This window comes from Janthinobacterium sp. 35, assembly GCF_002754575.1.
GTDB lineage: Bacteria > Pseudomonadota > Gammaproteobacteria > Burkholderiales > Burkholderiaceae_D > Janthinobacterium > Janthinobacterium tructae.
This window is the reverse complement of sequence record NZ_PEFN01000001.1, coordinates 4,880,845-4,894,995: the sequence shown is the minus strand read 5'-3', so window position 1 is coordinate 4,894,995 and position 14,151 is coordinate 4,880,845. Positions and strand designations below refer to the sequence as shown.

General features: G+C 58.2%; 14 protein-coding genes and 2 tRNA genes. 2 read left to right on the top strand and 14 right to left on the bottom strand.

Annotated features, from left to right (window positions below; all coding sequences use genetic code 11):
• Nucleotides 1-53 precede the first annotated feature (53 nt).
• From CLU93_RS21885 to CLU93_RS21830, 12 genes are all read right to left on the bottom strand, one after another.
• Complete coding sequence (locus CLU93_RS21885) at nt 54-1,469, bottom strand: sensor histidine kinase (RefSeq protein WP_099763283.1); 1,416 nt, start codon at nt 1,467-1,469, stop codon at nt 54-56.
• Between the two features lie 144 nt (nt 1,470-1,613).
• On the bottom strand, nt 1,614-2,246 hold the full coding sequence (locus tag CLU93_RS21880; protein ID WP_034783185.1) for a response regulator: 633 nt from the start codon (nt 2,244-2,246) through the stop codon (nt 1,614-1,616).
• Between the two features lie 210 nt (nt 2,247-2,456).
• On the bottom strand, nt 2,457-2,861 hold the full coding sequence (locus CLU93_RS21875; RefSeq protein WP_099763282.1) for a MerR family transcriptional regulator: 405 nt from the start codon (nt 2,859-2,861) through the stop codon (nt 2,457-2,459).
• Nucleotides 2,862-2,871: 10 nt separating this feature from the next.
• Nucleotides 2,872-3,219, bottom strand: a complete 348-nt coding sequence (locus CLU93_RS21870) for an integration host factor subunit alpha (protein ID WP_010399205.1) — start codon at nt 3,217-3,219, stop codon at nt 2,872-2,874.
• A gap of 169 nt (nt 3,220-3,388) precedes the next feature.
• Nucleotides 3,389-5,815, bottom strand: a complete 2,427-nt coding sequence (gene pheT, locus CLU93_RS21865) for a phenylalanine--tRNA ligase subunit beta (protein WP_099763281.1) — start codon at nt 5,813-5,815, stop codon at nt 3,389-3,391.
• Nucleotides 5,816-5,896: 81 nt separating this feature from the next.
• Nucleotides 5,897-6,913 (bottom strand): phenylalanine--tRNA ligase subunit alpha, encoded by a 1,017-nt coding sequence (pheS, locus tag CLU93_RS21860; protein ID WP_010399212.1) that lies wholly within the window; start codon nt 6,911-6,913, stop codon nt 5,897-5,899.
• Between the two features lie 147 nt (nt 6,914-7,060).
• On the bottom strand, nt 7,061-7,420 hold the full coding sequence (gene rplT, locus CLU93_RS21855) for a 50S ribosomal protein L20 (protein WP_010399214.1): 360 nt from the start codon (nt 7,418-7,420) through the stop codon (nt 7,061-7,063).
• Between the two features lie 26 nt (nt 7,421-7,446).
• Nucleotides 7,447-7,644 (bottom strand): 50S ribosomal protein L35, encoded by a 198-nt coding sequence (gene rpmI, locus CLU93_RS21850; RefSeq protein WP_010399216.1) that lies wholly within the window; start codon nt 7,642-7,644, stop codon nt 7,447-7,449.
• Nucleotides 7,645-7,871: 227 nt separating this feature from the next.
• On the bottom strand, nt 7,872-8,432 hold the full coding sequence (gene infC, locus CLU93_RS21845; RefSeq protein WP_373629882.1) for a translation initiation factor IF-3: 561 nt from the start codon (nt 8,430-8,432) through the stop codon (nt 7,872-7,874).
• A 12-nt stretch (nt 8,433-8,444) separates the two neighbouring features.
• Nucleotides 8,445-10,352, bottom strand: coding sequence for a threonine--tRNA ligase (gene thrS / locus CLU93_RS21840; RefSeq protein WP_099763280.1), 1,908 nt, complete (start codon nt 10,350-10,352; stop codon nt 8,445-8,447).
• Between the two features lie 210 nt (nt 10,353-10,562).
• Nucleotides 10,563-10,639, bottom strand: a tRNA-Val gene (locus CLU93_RS21835).
• Nucleotides 10,640-10,728: 89 nt separating this feature from the next.
• Nucleotides 10,729-10,805: transfer RNA gene (locus CLU93_RS21830), tRNA-Val, on the bottom strand.
• Nucleotides 10,806-10,953: 148 nt separating this feature from the next.
• Between CLU93_RS21830 and CLU93_RS21825 the strand changes: the two genes are divergently transcribed.
• Nucleotides 10,954-11,418: a hypothetical protein gene (locus CLU93_RS21825; RefSeq protein WP_099763279.1), complete on the top strand. Its 465-nt coding sequence runs from the start codon at nt 10,954-10,956 to the stop codon at nt 11,416-11,418.
• Nucleotides 11,419-11,435: 17 nt separating this feature from the next.
• Here CLU93_RS21825 and CLU93_RS21820 read toward each other — a convergent pair whose 3' ends face one another.
• On the bottom strand, nt 11,436-12,548 hold the full coding sequence (locus tag CLU93_RS21820; protein WP_180287906.1) for an acyltransferase family protein: 1,113 nt from the start codon (nt 12,546-12,548) through the stop codon (nt 11,436-11,438).
• A 138-nt stretch (nt 12,549-12,686) separates the two neighbouring features.
• Between CLU93_RS21820 and CLU93_RS21815 the strand changes: the two genes are divergently transcribed.
• Complete coding sequence (locus CLU93_RS21815; RefSeq protein WP_099763278.1) at nt 12,687-13,649, top strand: succinylglutamate desuccinylase/aspartoacylase domain-containing protein; 963 nt, start codon at nt 12,687-12,689, stop codon at nt 13,647-13,649.
• A gap of 161 nt (nt 13,650-13,810) precedes the next feature.
• Here the strand turns inward: CLU93_RS21815 and CLU93_RS21810 are convergent, their stop codons facing one another.
• The gene (locus CLU93_RS21810) at nt 13,811-14,140 is read right to left on the bottom strand and encodes an SMR family transporter (RefSeq protein ID WP_099763277.1); all 330 of its coding nucleotides are present in this window, start codon (nt 14,138-14,140) and stop codon (nt 13,811-13,813) included.
• Nucleotides 14,141-14,151: the final 11 nt, after the last annotated feature.

Here is a 14,151-nt window from a genome sequence, read left to right as displayed (position 1 = left end):
ATAAAAAAATGGCCGGGCTGCATGCCCGGCCATTTTTTTGCATCCAAAAACACTCACACGCTGGCGTCTTCGTCGAGCTCTTCCGGTTCCGGCGTCAGCGGCAGCGGAATCACGGCTTCCACACAAGTGCCCTTGCCTTCCGGCCCCTGGCGCACGGTGAGGGTGCCGCCCAGCAGCAAGGCCCGCTCGCGCATGCCCAGCAAGCCGTGCGACATGGGTTTTTGCAGCGCATCCTCGGTGATGCCGATGCCGTCGTCGATCACGCGCAGCACCAGGCCGTGTTCATTGCGCTTCAAGGTCACGCTGACCATGCCGGCGCGCGCATATTTGAGGATGTTCGTCAGCGATTCCTGCACGATACGGAACAGGGCAATCGTCAGGGTGGCTTCGCGGTTATCGATATTGATGGCCACGTCCGTTTCGCAGCGAACCGAGCTCATGCGCGCAAAATCCTCGCAATAGCTTTCGATGGCGGCGCACAGGCCCAGGTTATCGAGCAGGCTGGGGCGCAAATCCTCGACGATGCGGCGCTTCAGTTCCACCGTTTCCAGCAGGGTCGCCTTGGCGCGGCGCAATTGCGCGGCCAGTTCCGGCTGGGTGTGCGCCAGTTGCTGCGTGACGGCGCCCAGGTCCATGCTGATCGACGTCAAATGGGCACCCAGCTCATCGTGCAGCTCACGCGCCAGGCGCGCCTTCTCCACTTCATTGACGCTGATCAAATGGCGCGACAGCACGGATAATTGCTCCGTGCGCTTACTGACCGTCGATTCCAGCGTGTCGTTGGCATTTTGCAGGGCATACTCGACGGCCGCGCGGTTCTGGAAGCTGCGCCGCACCAGCTGGTAAAACATGATCAGCACGAGGATGGCCAGGGCATTGATGCCGATGCCAAGCAGCACGGCTTTCTGGTACTCATGATAAAAGGCGGCGCTGCCGGACGACAGCGCTTCATTCTGTTCGCGCGTCATGATCACCACCTGCAGGCGGATTTCGTCCATGGTGGCGCGGTCATCGGTCACGCGCGAGATATTGACGATTTCAGCCAGCCCGCCCTGCTTGTAGACCTCGATCGACTCTTGCAGCATCGACATCTTGCGGCGGATCAAGCTTTTTAATTGCGCCAGGTTTTTCAGCTGGGTGGGACTGCCCGCGAGCAAGGCTTGCAGCTCGTTCAATTCGTTGTCGATTTCGGTGGCAGCCGTCTTCGACGGGCCCAGATACGTTTCGGAGCCGGAAATGAAATAGCCGCGCAAGCTGCTTTCCGCATCGAGCACGAGCACGTTCAAGTACTGCAGGCGGTCCGCCACGCGGGCGCTCTGGCTGAGCAAGGCATTCGTGCCCTTCAGCGACTGCAAGTTATGATAGAGGCTGAAACCATTGAGCACAAGCAGCAAGGCGCAAGTGACGCACAGGATCGTCTTGTACAGGGGCAGGCGGTGATTCGGGGCCGGTTCAACGGTGAAATACATCCTGATGTGCATCCTTAGCAAGGTTCGGCGCAAGAAATAGCGCCGGCGCCGGCCAATTATAGTCCTCGCCACAGACTGCTGCACTGCACAAGTCGTGCTGGCTAGCTGGCTGAGCGATCATGTTTCCATGATCGCACCGCAGCGCTAGTCAAGCAAATTGTTTTTCATTGCGTAATAGGTCAAGTCGCTGTTCGATTGCAAGCCCATTTTTTCCATGATGCGCGTACGGTAAGTACTCACTGTCTTGATGCTCAACGACAAGGCCACGCCGATATCGGACACGGTCGCGCCGCGCGCCAGGCGCAGGAAGACCTGGAACTCGCGGTCCGACAATTCCGTATGCAGGGCCGCATTCGTGTCGCGGTCGAACGACTGCGCCAGCAACTCGCCCACCGTGGAACTGACGTAGCGGCGCCCCTGGAACACGGTGCGCACGGCCGTCATCAGCTCATCGGCTTCGCATTCCTTGTTCAGATAGCCATTCGCGCCCATCTTGAACAGGTTCAGCGCGTATTGCTGCGCGGGATAGCCGCTGAGTATCAGCACGGGCAATTCCGGCTGGCCCTGGCGGATCGTGCGCAAGGTATCGATGCCGCTCTGATCGGGCATGGCTATATCGAGCAGCAATACATCGCATATTTCGCGGCGGGCGATATCGAGCGCTTCGCGCCCCGTACCGGCTTCCGCCACCACACTGAAATCGCTTGACGACGAAAAAATCTGCTTGAATCCAGCTCGTACTATTTGGTGATCATCACAAATGGCAACGCGTATCATTGTTTCCCCTTAAATTTTCCTGGCCTGGGAAAGACTACCGGAACCTGCACGCTGCTCCGGCTTAGCGTCACTAACAAAAACGCAACATTAACATTATATTCAAAATATGGCGCGCCGCAGGCTAGCGGCAGCGCCCGGGCGGCAAGCCCATGCAATCCAAGTAAGCTAGTTGGCCGGTATCGGACAACCCGACCTATATTGGTACAAATCTTATTTTAGCAAGTTTAAAATCGCAATTAATTCATTGCGTATCCACACGCGGTCCAGCGGTGCTTCCTGCGGCACGACAGGCATGGCCGGCAGCACAGGCAACTCGTCGGGGACGGCATGCGATGCGCCACGGCTATCGAGCTTGTTGCGCGCGCCGCTGATGGTAAAGCCCTGTTCATACAGCAATTCGCGGATACGGCGTATCAGCAGCACCTCATGGTGCTGATAATAACGGCGGTTGCCACGTCGTTTGACCGGCTTGAGCTGGGAAAACTCCTGCTCCCAGTAGCGCAGTACGTGCGGTTTGACGCCGCACAACTCACTCACCTCGCCGATCGTGAAATAGCGTTTCGCCGGAATGGGCGGCAAGGCGATCAACTCGGTTTTACTGATGCGCTCGTTCATCGCCACTCACTCAGGCAGCACGTGCCAGCGGACTGGTCTCTTCGACCATGCTTTTCAGCTTCTGGCTCGCATGAAAAGTCACGACACGGCGTGCCGTGATGGGAATCTCTTCGCCCGTCTTCGGATTGCGGCCCGGCCGCTGCGGCTTGTCGCGCAACTGGAAATTGCCGAAACCGGACAGCTTGACAGCCTCGCCACGCTCGAGCGCATTGCGGATCTCGTCGAAAAAGGTCTCGACCATATCCTTCGCTTCGCGCTTGTTCAGGCCCACTTGCTCGAACAACAGTTCGGCCAGTTCCGCCTTGGTCAAGGTGGGTAAATCTTTTTCCGCTTCCTGGCGCACCTTGGCAACCAGCATGGCCCGATGCAAATCGGCAGCCAGTGCGGATTGCAGTACGGCGGAATCAACGTCGCTGTTATTAATTTTCCTGCCCTGCCTTTTCTGTGCGCCCGAGCCCGCCACATGGCAAGCTCGTCTACGGTTGACGACGGAAAGGCCGTCACGCAAGGCGACGGCCAGTCCGGTATTACGAACGCAGTTTCGCGTCGTGGCCCTGCTTGGCAGCATCGATCAGGACAGCCATCAAGCCATCGACGACATCGTCTTGCAGGGTGTTTTGAGTATCTTGCAAGCTAATCCGGAAAGCAAGGCTTTTTTCATCCGTTTCCAGCCCTTTTCCACGATATTCATCAAATAAAACAATGGCTTGCACGATACGCGCTGCAGCGCTTGCCTTGGCGGCGGCGTGGAAGCTGTCGAGCAGATCCTGCACCGCTACCGATTGCTTGACGACCACGGCCAGGTCGCGGCTGGCGCCAGGGAATTTCGAGATTTCCTGGTACACGGGCACGACTCTTTGCGTCAGGGCAGCGGCGTCCACTTCGAACAGCACGGGCGCCAGCGGCAAGTCGTACTTTTGCATCCAGCGCGGGTGCAATTCGCCGATGAAACCGATGACCTTGCCATCGAGTTCCACGTTGGCCGAACGGCCCGGATGCAGGGCCGGGTGCTCCGCCTTGGTGAAACGCAAGACCAGCGGCGCGAACAGCGCTTCCAGGTCCGCCTTCACGTCGAAGAAGTCGACCGTGCGGGCTGGCTGGCCCCACTGCTCGTCGGCTACCGCGCCGTAGGCCATGGCAGCCACACGCTTCGGCTGGGCGTAGCCAGCCACCGACAAGGGGCCGTTTTCCACGCTGTCGTCGCGCTGGTAGATGGCGCCCACTTCGAAGATGCGCACGCGGTTCGTCTTGCGGTTCAGGTTATAGCGCACATTGGCGATCAGGCTGCCGATCAGCGAGGAACGCATCACGCTCATCTGGCTGGCGATCGGGTTCTGCAATTTGATCGGATTGGTATTGCCCGAGAAATCGCGCTCCCATGCCGTATCGACAAAGCTCATGTTAACCACTTCCTGGAAGCCCAGGTCAGCCAGTTCATGACGTACCGCAAACAGGGAGCGGGTATTTTCTGGTGCAATCTGCATCACGTTCGCGGCCACGGGCGGCAGGGTCGGGATGTTTTCAAAGCCGTACACGCGCGCCACTTCCTCGATCAGGTCTTCCTCGATCTCGATGTCGAAACGGTAGCTGGGCGACGTCACGGAAAACACGCCGTCCGCCAGGGTGAATGGCAGGGCCAGACGCGTAAAGATATCGGCGATCAGCGCATCGTTGAGCGGCACGCCGATGACTTTTTGCGCGCGCGCCGTGCGCATCGATACAGGCTGGCGCTGCGGCAAGTTCACCACGTGGTCGTCGACGGGGCCGACGGTCGTTGCCGGCGTACCGCAGATTTCCACGATCAGGGCCGTGATGCGCTCGATGTGCTCGACGGTGGTGGCAAAATCGACGCCGCGCTCAAAGCGGTGCGCCGCATCGGTCGAGAAATTCAAACGGCGCGCGCGACCTTGAATGGCGTTCGGCCACCAGAATGCCGCTTCCAGGTAGATGCTGTCCGTATCGTCCGAGACCGAGCTGGCGTCGCCGCCCATGATGCCGGCCAGCGATTCGATTTCCTGCTCATCGGCAATGACGCCGAGCCATTCGTCGACGGCGATGGTGTTGCCATTCAACAGCTTGACGGATTCGCCCGCCTTGCCCCAACGCACGTCGAGGCTGCCGTGGATCTTCGCCAGGTCAAACACGTGGCTAGGACGGCCCAGTTCCAGCATGACATAGTTGGAAATGTCGACCAGGGCCGACAGCGGACGCTGGCCGCTGCGCTCGAGGCGCTGCTTCATCCAGTCCGGCGTGGCGGCACGGGCGTTCAAGCCGCGGATGACGCGGCCCGTGAAACGGCCGCACAGGTCTGGCGCGCTGACTTTGACGGGCAGGATTTCGTCGCTCGACACCGGCACGGTGCGGAACTGCGGCACATTCAGGGTCACACCCGTGAGGGCCGACACTTCGCGCGCCACACCCAGCACGGACAGGCAGTCCGCCTTGTTCGGCGTCAACTTGATGGTGAATTTCAAGTCGTTCAAGGCAAAGTAATCGCGGAAATTCTGGCCGATCGGCGCGTCGTCCGGCAATTCCATCAAGCCGGCGTTTTCTTCCGACAATTTCAATTCGCGCGCGGAGCACAGCATGCCTTGCGACTCGACGCCGCGCAGCTGGCCCACCTTGATTTCAAACGGCTTGCCATCGGCGCCAGGCGGCAGCACGGCGCCCGCCATGGCGCAGACGACTTTCAAGCCCGGGCGCACGTTGGGCGCGCCGCAGACGATATTGAGCATGGTGCCCGTGCCGACATCGACCTGACACACATTCAGGCGGTCCGCGTTCGGATGTTTTTCCATCTCCAGGACCAGGCCCACCACCACGTTCGAGAACGGCGGGGCGACAGGATCGACATCCTCGACTTCGAGACCGGACATGGTCAGCAGATGGGCCAGTTCGTCCGAAGTCATCTTCGGATCGACCATGGTACGGAGCCAGTTTTCGGAAAATTGCATAATCAAGCTTTCAAATGTTCAATGCGCGAGCATGCAAGGGCACGCTCCAGCGCATCGAGTGACATGGAATAATGAAACGCCTTAGTTAAACTGCTTGAGGAAGCGCAAATCTCCCTCATAAAACAGACGCAGGTCGTTGATGCCATAGCGCAGCATCGTCAAGCGTTCCAGGCCGGAGCCGAAAGCAAAACCGATGAATTTCTCGGGATCGAGGCCGAAGTTCTTTACCACGCTCGGATGCACCTGGCCGGCGCCCGACACTTCCAGCCAGCGGCCCTTCAGAGGACCCGAGCCGAAGGCGATGTCGATCTCGGCCGACGGTTCCGTAAACGGGAAGTACGATGGACGGAAGCGCACTTGCAAATCGTCCGTTTCAAAGAAAGCCTTGACGAAGTTCAGGTACACGCCCTTCAGGTCGGCAAAGCTGATGTCTTCGGCAATCCACAGGCCTTCGACCTGGTGGAACATCGGCGAATGGGTGGCATCGCTGTCGACGCGGTAGGTGCGGCCCGGCGCGATGACCTTGATCGGCGGCGTATGCGTGCGCGCATAGCGCACCTGCATCGGGCTGGTGTGCGTGCGCAGCAGCAAGGGCTTGCCATCGGTGTCGTTGCCATCGATGTAGAACGTGTCTTGCATGGAACGGGCTGGATGGTTTTCCGGGCTGTTGAGCGCCGTGAAGTTGGTCCAGTCGTTCTCGATTTCGGGGCCGTCGGCCACGTCGAAGCCGATCGAGCGGAAGATTTCCTCGACCCGCTCCCACGTGCGCATCACCGGATGGATGCCGCCGGGCATGCGGCCACGGCCTGGCAAGGTCACGTCGATCGCTTCGGCGTTCAGACGGCCTTGCATCTGGGCATCGGCCAGTGCATCACGGCGCGCCGTCAGCGCGTCTTCGATCTGCACTTTGACGGCATTGATCAGGGCGCCCTGCGCCTTGCGCGCGTCTGGGTCCAGTTTGCCCAGGCCCTTCATCATTTCGGTAATCTGGCCAGTCTTGCCCAGGTAGCGGGCTTTGGCGTTTTCAAGTGCGGCAGCGTCTGCGGCGGCGATAAAGTCAGCCTGGGCCGAGACGACGAGTTCTTCTAGGGAGTTCATGCGGCATTTCCTGTTTTGGACATCAATTCTGGACTCGGTTATCAAAAGTCCAACAATCAAAAACGGAAACGGGGCATAAGGTGTTAAAACCCCTGCCCCGCTCTTTATGACGTCACCCTACGGATGACGTTCTGCAATCACCGATGCTTACGCAGCGATTTTTGCTTTAACTGCGTTGACAATCGCAGCGAATGCTGGCTTGTCCATCACAGCCATATCGGCCAGGACTTTACGGTCCAGTTCGATATTTGCTTTTTTCAAGCCGTTCATGAATACGCTGTACGTTACGCCATGCTCACGGGAAGCGGCGTTGATACGGGCGATCCACAGGCGGCGGAAAACGCGTTTCTTGTTGCGGCGATCGCGGTAAGCGTATTGGCCAGCGCGCATAACTGCTTGCTTGGCAACACGGTATACACGGCTGCGGCGACCACGGTAGCCTTTAGCTTGTACAAGAATCTTTTTATGACGGGCACGAGCTGTAACCCCACGTTTTACTCTAGGCATAGTAACTCCTTATATTGAGTGTGAGATTAAGCAGTCGGCATCATGCGGTAGACGGATTTCACGTCAGACGCAGCGACATTGGTGGTACCGCGCAGAGCGCGTTTCAGCTTGGTGGTTTTCTTGGTCAAGATGTGGCGTTTGAACGCATGACCACATTTAACAGTACCACCCGGGCGCACGCGAAAACGTTTTTTCGCAGAGCTTTTGGTCTTCATTTTAGGCATAGCAATCTGTCCTCTTACGGACAGCTCCATTTATAACAGGATTGCAGGTGGCAACACGACGCTGCGCTTAGATGCCTGCTTTCACATGCTGTGCAGCGGATGCGAGTCCGCTACAGTTCGCGCGGCCCGGACATTGCTGTCAGGGCCGCGCAAATTCTGCCTGGAATCTGGTGCCGCACCAAGACTGGCGCAAATCACGTCGACTCACAGTAAAACGCTATTGTAGCTTACTTCTTCTTCTTCGGCGAAAGAACCATGATCATTTGGCGGCCTTCCATCTTCGGGAACTGCTCGACCTGGCCATACGGCTCCAAATCGGCTTTCAGACGTTCCAGCATGCGGAAGCCAATATCCTGATGCGCCATCTCACGACCGCGGAAACGCAGCGTGATTTTGGTTTTATCACCTTCATCAAGGAACTTGATGAGATTACGCAACTTGATATTGTAGTCACCATCATCAGTCCCCGGACGGAATTTGACTTCCTTCACGAGGATGATCTTTTGCTTCAATTTGGCTTCGTGAGCTTTCTTTTGCTCCGAATACTTAAATTTGCCGTAGTCCATCAAACGGCAAACCGGTGGCTGCGCGGTAGGCGCAATTTCCACCAGGTCGACGTTTGCCTCTTCCGCCAGGCGGAAGGCTTCAGCCAAACTTACGATACCGAGTGGCTCGTTATCGACCCCGCTTAAACGCATTTCAGGGGCAGTGATTTCGCCATTGATGCGATGTGACTTGTCAGTAGCTATTGTAATTTCCTTTAAAAATCTTGTAAGACGGTCGTGCAGCGAGTTTCCTCGTCAGGCCTTGGTGTCGACTTCATGTTTGAGTCGCTCAATCAGGGCATCGACGGACATGACACCCAGATCGATATTGCCCCGCGCCCGCACGGCCACTGTATTTGCATCCCGCTCTTTGTCGCCAATTACTAAGATGTAAGGCAATTTTTGTACGGAATGTTCACGTATTTTATAGGTAATCTTCTCGTTACGCAAATCAGCCTGCACGCGCAGCCCCGCTTTGCGCAGTTTTGTTGTAACTTCCTGTACATAGTCGGCTTGAGCGTCGGAAATATTCAACACCGACACTTGCACTGGCGACAACCACAACGGCATGGCGCCCGCATAGTGTTCGATCAGGATACCGATAAAACGTTCCAGCGAACCGACGATCGCGCGGTGCAGCATGATCGGCACCTGACGCGTGTTGTCCACGGCCACATATTCGGCACCCAGGCGGCCCGGCATCGACGGATCGATCTGCACGGTGCCCACTTGCCATGCGCGGCCCAGGCTGTCTTTCAGATGGTATTCGATCTTCGGACCATAAAAAGCGCCCTCGCCCGGCAATTCCGTCCATTCCACGCCACAGGCGCGCAGAGCCGAACGCAAGGATTCCTCGGCGAAATCCCACGACTCTTCGGTACCGATGCGATTATCGGGACGCAAGGCCAGCTTCACGTCGATATTCGTGAAACCAAACGCCGTGTAGACATCCATCGCCTGCTGGTGGAAAGCCGTCACTTCGCCGGCGATCTGCTCTTCCAGGCAGAAGATGTGGCCGTCATCCTGCGTAAAGCCGCGCACGCGCATCATGCCGTGCAAGGCGCCCGACGGCTCGTTGCGGTGGCATTGGCCGAATTCGCCGTAGCGCAATGGCAGGTCGCGGTAGCTGCGCATGCCATTGTTGAAAATCTGGATGTGGCCAGGGCAATTCATCGGCTTCAGTGCATACGCGCGATTTTCCGATTCCGTGATGAACATGTTTTCACGGTAATTATCCCAGTGACCGGTTTTTTCCCACAGGCCACGGTCGAGAATTTGCGGCGCCTTGACTTCCTGGTAACCGTTGACCTGGTACACATTGCGCATGTATTGCTCGACTTGCTGCCAGATCGACCAGCCTTTCGGATGCCAGAAGATCAGGCCCGGCGCTTCTTCCTGGAAATGGAAGAAGTCGAGCTGCTTGCCCAGCTTGCGGTGATCGCGCTTTTCCGCCTCTTCCAGGTTGTGCAGATACAGCTCCTGATCTTCCTTCTTGGCCCAGGCCGTGCCATAGATACGCTGCAGCATCTCGTTTTTCGAGTCGCCGCGCCAGTAGGCGCCGGCCAGCTTCATCAGCTTGAAGACTTTCAGCTTGCCCGTCGATGGCACGTGGGGGCCGCGGCACAAGTCCGTGAACTTGCCTTCGGAATACAGCGACACTTCCTGGTCAGCCGGAATCGAACCGATCAGCTCTGCCTTGTAGGCTTCGCCGATACCCTTGAAGTACTCGATGGCTTCATCGCGGGCAACCACTTTGCGCGTGACTTGCTCATCCTTCTTGGCCAGTTCCGTCATTTTCTTTTCGATCGCCACCAGATCTTCCGGCGTAAACGGCCGCTTGTAGGCGAAGTCGTAGTAAAAACCGTTGTCGATCACAGGACCGATGGTCACTTGTGCGTCCGGGAACAGTTCCTTGACAGCATGGGCCAGCAAGTGGGCCGTCGAGTGGCGGATCACTTCCAGGCCGTCGGCATCCTTGTCCGTGACGATCGCCAGCTCCGCGTCTTGCTCAATCAGGTAGGAAGTATCGACCAGCTTGCCGTCGACCTTGCCGGCCAGGGCAGCCTTGGCCAGGCCGGTACCAATATTGGCCGCAACCTGGGCCACGGTGACCGGGCCGTCAAATTGACGGGCGGAACCATCGGGAAGTCGGATTGTAAGCATATTGATCTCCATATCGGCGCTGGCGCCAGGTAAAACTGCGATGTGATGGGTAAAATACTGAAAGGAAAACGCAGACGCAAAAAAACGCGGACTAGCCGCGTTTTTCACTTTCTTGAGACAAAGGAAACCCGTTCGACTAGCGTCACTCCCAAAGCTTGGTAGTAGTTCGCGGTGTCATAACCGGTTTACCCTTTCTCTCTAACTGCATTCTGGTGGGCGGTGAGGAATTCGAATCCCCGACCCCTTGGATGTCGACCAAGTATTCTAACCAGCTGAACTAACCGCCCGTAAAACTTTTGTGATCATTGTATTTCAAATGACCGCTTGCGGCTTGCGCCAGCTTAAAAACTCTTGCAAACCATTTACTGCCAAATTCTGGTGGGCGGTGAGGAATTCGAATCCCCGACCCCTTGGATGTCGACCAAGTATTCTAACCAGCTGAACTAACCGCCCCGAAGACCAGCATTATAGAGAGGCTTTCCCAGAATGACAAGGGCTGTTTTACAGGAAACTTTAATCTGTTTTTGATCCGCTTCCCGGGCGTCAGCCCTCTTTATACAGAGTCGGCCCGGCACACGCGGAATGCCGCTAGAATCGCGGCATGAACTCCACTATATTAGCCTGGCTGAAAACCCTGAGCCGCATCTGCGGTTTTGAAACGGCCGACTCCTTCCCGCCCAATCACCCGTATGCGCGCACGCGCTGGGACGCCGCGTACTTCGATATCGCCTCCGACGTGAAGCCCGACGAGATCGAGCGGCGCATCTGCGCGGCCATCGCCAACACGCCGAGCGTCTTCGCCTACATCAGCAATCCCACGCCGCGCATGCAGCGCGCGCTGCTGAACGTGATCCACGACCGGTTGCGGCGCCAGCCCGGCGCGGGCGCCACCGACCTGGTCTTGTTATTGATCAACGCCTACGCCAGCGATCATATCGCGGAAGCCGTGCCCGGCCTGCGCGCCCTGATCTATAACACGGAACATGAAGACACGAATCTGCGCGTGCATGCGATCCTGGAATTGCTGGTGGGCACGCCACGGGGACTGGACGTGATCGATATGTAATGATCGAGATGTAGCCGTCACGCATGATTGGCGGGAACATAGCGCGCCCGCAAGCGCATGAACGGCGTTTCCACCAATGCATATAAAAGCCAGCCCGTGGCAATGCTGAGAATAATCATCACGAGGATCGCCGGCAGGCTGTCCGGCTCGTAACCGATATCCTGCAAGAGCGGGCGCAGCAGGATGCACAGCTGTTTATGCAGCAAATAAATCGCATACGACCACAGGGCCAGGCTGGCCGCGCCCGGCACGCGCAGTTGATAGAGTGCACTGGCGGGACTCAGTGCCGCGATCAACAGCAAAGTGAAACTGGTAGCCAGGGCCGGGTAGCCGAGCACGGTCACCCAATAGCCGTAGTGATCGGTGAGAAACACGTAAAACATCAGCGCCGTGCCAGCGATTCCCGCCAACAAGATCCGGTTACCGTAGGACGTGAGGCGCGTCCAGGCGGCAGGATGGTAGTTTTTCAGCAGCGCCAGCGCCACGCCCGCCACCAGTTCGTCGAAGCGGCACCACGACGCATAGTAAATGTACTTGTAATAGCCGAGCCCGCCGCGCGGCACTTGTACATATTCATCCCACAAAGTCGCGCGCAGCAGCATGCCGACGATCAAGCTGGCGGCCACGGCCAGCCAGGCCCACAACAAGGACTTGCGGCAGGCGGCGATCAGCAACGCCACGGCCGGCAGCAGCACATAGAACTGCTCTTCCACGCACAAGGACCACGCATGCGAAAACGCCGTGCCCGGCGTCAGGTTGATGTTTTGCGTAAAGGTCAGGAATTTCCACAGCGGCAATAGCGTACTCTCGCCGCGAAATGCGGGCCACAGATAGTACAGCGCCAGCACGGCATAGAAACTGGGCAAGGTGCGCAGGAAGCGCCGCGCATAGAAACGCGGCAAGGAAAAGCCGTGCTCGCTGCGCAAGGCCGCAAAAATCTGGTTGCCGATCAGATAGCCACTGAGGGCAAAGAACAGGTCCACGCCGACCCAGCCGATTTCTCCCCAGAAACCAAACGCCCCTCCCTCGCTGACGAACAGCAGATAATGGTTCATGAAGACGAGCACGATGGCCAGCGCGCGCAAGGTATCGAGGCCATACAGGCGGGAAGGATGGAGCGTACTGGACATGAAATCGGCAAGGGAAAACAACGGTGGCGCCGATCATGCCACGCCGCACCTTGCCATGGCCAACTTTTTGCAAGCGTGCACGGCGAATCCCGCTAAAATATGCCGACCCCGCTTTCCCTTCCCGCAACAGCATAGGATATGTCCAGCATGAGCAGCGCACTCCACTTCAAATCCATCAACTACACGGGCCAGGGCAGCGGCCCGCGCCTGATCGTCACGGGCGCCGTGCACGGCAATGAAACCTGCGGCACCAAGGGCATCCACCGCGTGATGGCTGAACTCGACAGCGGCGCCCTCTCCATCGTGGCCGGCAGCGTCACCTTCGTGCCCATCACCAACCCGCTGGCCTACGCCAAGGGCGTGCGCAGCGGCGACCGCAACCTGAACCGCAATCTGTTTCCGAATGACAATCCGCAAGATTTCGAAGACCGCATCGCCAACTGGCTGTGCCCCTTGCTGGGCCAACACGACGTGCTGCTCGACTTGCACTCGTTTAACGCCGACAGCCAGCCCTTCGTCATGGTGGGACCGCGCAACAACGATGGCCCGCTGCAACCGTTTCAACATGAAGACAAGGAACGCGCGCTGGCGCGCCGCCTGGGCGTGCGCCGCTTCGTCGATGGCTGGCTGCATGCATATGGCCAGGGCGTGCAGCGCCGTCTGGGCAATAGCGACCAGGTGGGCCTGGTCTTGCGCTATGGCGTGGGCACCACCGAATACATGCGCTCGACGGGTGGCTATGCCCTGACCCTGGAATGCGGCCAGCACGCAGACCCGGCCGCGCCAGATGTCGCCTACCGCGCCATCATGAACACGCTGGCCTTCCTCGGCTTTATCGATGCGCCACAGCCTGAACCGATCGCCGACGCCGACATGGAAGCGCTGAACATGGTCGTCGTGCACGACAAGCTGCACGCGGATGACCGCTTCATCAAGACCTGGTCCAGCTTTGACAAGGTCAAACACGGTGATCAAATTGGCGTGCGCGCAGACGGCACGCCCGTGACGGCCGAATTCGACGCCTACATCCTCTTCCCGGACGTCAACGCGCAACCCAATGCCGAGTGGTATTACCTGGCGCGGGTGGCCAGCAGTTTTTGATTAGAGCCTATTCCAGTAGGGAGCGTCATCTGCTGGTAGTTCATCAGGAGCGCGGACAAGGCGTGAGGAGGACGCGTGGCGAGCCACGCGACGACGATCAACGCAGTCCCCGCTTCTGAGGGGCGCCAGCAGGGGATGTATTCATCTACTGGGATAGGCTCCTAGTGCCCTACGGACTTCGAAAACAGGTTAATCACCAGCACGCCGACAATGATCAGCCCCAGGCCGATCAAGGCCGGCGTATCGAGGCTTTGCTTGAACCAGAACCAGCCGACGGCGGAAATGAGCACGATGCCCACGCCGGACCAGATCGCATACACGATGCCGGTAGGAATGACCTTCAAGGTCAGGGACAAGCACCAGAAGGCGATGCTGTAGCCAATCACGGTGATGACACTGGGCCACAAGCGGCTGAAGCCATCGGACGCCTTCAAGGCGCTGGTGGCGATGACTTCGGCGATGATGGCGATGCCCAGGTAGAAATACGTCATGGCGAGACTCA

What these genes read in the sequence shown, in the direction of transcription:
- CLU93_RS21885 (WP_099763283.1), bottom strand. Translation starts at nt 1,469, where the DNA reads ATGTATTTCACCGTTGAACCGGCCCCGAATCACCGCCTGCCCCTGTAC.
- CLU93_RS21880 (WP_034783185.1), bottom strand. Translation starts at nt 2,246, where the DNA reads ATGATACGCGTTGCCATTTGTGATGATCACCAAATAGTACGAGCTGGA.
- CLU93_RS21875 (WP_099763282.1), bottom strand. Translation starts at nt 2,861, where the DNA reads ATGAACGAGCGCATCAGTAAAACCGAGTTGATCGCCTTGCCGCCCATT.
- CLU93_RS21870 (WP_010399205.1), bottom strand. Translation starts at nt 3,219, where the DNA reads ATGCTGGTTGCCAAGGTGCGCCAGGAAGCGGAAAAAGATTTACCCACC.
- pheT (WP_099763281.1), bottom strand. Translation starts at nt 5,815, where the DNA reads ATGCAATTTTCCGAAAACTGGCTCCGTACCATGGTCGATCCGAAGATG.
- pheS (WP_010399212.1), bottom strand. Translation starts at nt 6,913, where the DNA reads ATGAACTCCCTAGAAGAACTCGTCGTCTCGGCCCAGGCTGACTTTATC.
- rplT (WP_010399214.1), bottom strand. Translation starts at nt 7,420, where the DNA reads ATGCCTAGAGTAAAACGTGGGGTTACAGCTCGTGCCCGTCATAAAAAG.
- rpmI (WP_010399216.1), bottom strand. Translation starts at nt 7,644, where the DNA reads ATGCCTAAAATGAAGACCAAAAGCTCTGCGAAAAAACGTTTTCGCGTG.
- thrS (WP_099763280.1), bottom strand. Translation starts at nt 10,352, where the DNA reads ATGCTTACAATCCGACTTCCCGATGGTTCCGCCCGTCAATTTGACGGC.
- CLU93_RS21825 (WP_099763279.1), top strand. Translation starts at nt 10,954, where the DNA reads ATGAACTCCACTATATTAGCCTGGCTGAAAACCCTGAGCCGCATCTGC.
- CLU93_RS21820 (WP_180287906.1), bottom strand. Translation starts at nt 12,548, where the DNA reads ATGTCCAGTACGCTCCATCCTTCCCGCCTGTATGGCCTCGATACCTTG.
- CLU93_RS21815 (WP_099763278.1), top strand. Translation starts at nt 12,687, where the DNA reads ATGTCCAGCATGAGCAGCGCACTCCACTTCAAATCCATCAACTACACG.
- CLU93_RS21810 (WP_099763277.1), bottom strand. Translation starts at nt 14,140, where the DNA reads ATGACGTATTTCTACCTGGGCATCGCCATCATCGCCGAAGTCATCGCC.